The sequence below is a fragment of the Streptococcus sp. Marseille-P6264 genome, assembly GCF_902460355.1.
Classification (GTDB): domain Bacteria; phylum Bacillota; class Bacilli; order Lactobacillales; family Streptococcaceae; genus Streptococcus.
On sequence record NZ_CABPTO010000013.1, the window covers coordinates 1 to 1,344 of the forward strand.

A 1,344-nucleotide genomic window follows, 5' to 3' on the forward strand; every position below is an offset into this window, starting at 1 on the left:
CTTCGTAGCCCTTGTCTGTCAATTCTTTCAGACGAGTTGCGTAGTTGGTTGTACCGATTGGCTCACCTGACTTACCGCTTTCAACAACCTTACCAACTTCCTTGTTGTTATCATCTTGGTCTACGAATGTGATAATCGCTTTTTGACCATCTTTAACATAATTGATCGGTGTATCCTGAGTTGGATCACTTGGAATTGGTGGTGGGTTGTAACCCTTGCTTGGATCGCTCGGATCTTTCGGTGTCAATGGTGTTGTACCATCTGGGCCTACTGGTGTTGTGCCTGGTACATTTGGTACCACTGGAAGATCAGTTCCTGGTTTTGTTGGATCTGTTGGATCGTTTGGATATGGAAGGTTTGGTACTTTTGGAAGTCCGTCTGGTACATTTGGTACGTATGAACCAAGTTTCTTGTATTGTACAACTTCTTCGCTATCCTTATCATTAGGAGTTACTGTCTTCGCTGCTACATTGGCCTTATCTGCCACGAATCCAGTTACGACTGGTGTAGCTTCTTGGGCCAATTCTTTCGTAGCTGGTGTCCATGCAGTGAAGGTCTTTTCACCAGTTACACGGTCGCGTTCACCTGTACGTGTGAAGGCTGCTTCTTGAGTCACAGGAGCTTTCAGAGCTGGACGACCCGCTGTTTGACCATCTGCGTATTGATACTTGATGGTACGAGTCACCTTCTTGTTGAGTTCTGCTGGATCCTTGATTGCTTCTTTACCATGACGAAGAGTAACTACAAATTGTTGGTCCTTCTTATCATCGTTATCGAAGGTCTTAGGTCCCTTGAACTCATCGTTCACCACTTCGTAGCCCTTGTCTGTCAATTCTTTCAGACGGGTTGCGTAGTTAGTTGTACCGATTGGCTCACCTGACTTACCGCTTTCAACGACCTTACCAACTTCCTTGTTGTTATCATCTTGGTCTACGAATGTGATAATCGCTTTTTGACCATCTTTAACGTAGTTGATTGGTGTATCCTGAGTTGGATCACTTGGAATTGGTGGTGGGTTGTATCCCTTGCTTGGATCGCTCGGATCTTTCGGTGTCAATGGTGTTGTACCATCTGGGCCTACTGGTGTTGTGCCTGGTACATTTGGTACCACTGGAAGATCAGTGCCTGGTTTCGTTGGATCTGTTGGATCGTTTGGATATGGAAGGTTTGGTACTTTTGGAAGTCCGTCTGGTACATTTGGTACGTATGAACCGAGCTTCTTGTATTGTACAACTTCTTCGCTATCCTTATCATTAGGAGTGACTGTCTTCGCTGCTACATTAGCCTTGTCTGCCACGAATCCAGTTACAACTGGTGTAGCTTCTTGGGCCAATTCTTTCGTAG

At 45.4% G+C, this 1,344-nt stretch carries 1 pseudogene; it reads right to left on the reverse strand.

Annotated features, from left to right (window positions below):
- A pseudogene (locus tag FZ941_RS10645) lies at positions 1-1,344 on the reverse strand (mucus-binding protein); the annotation flags it as partial.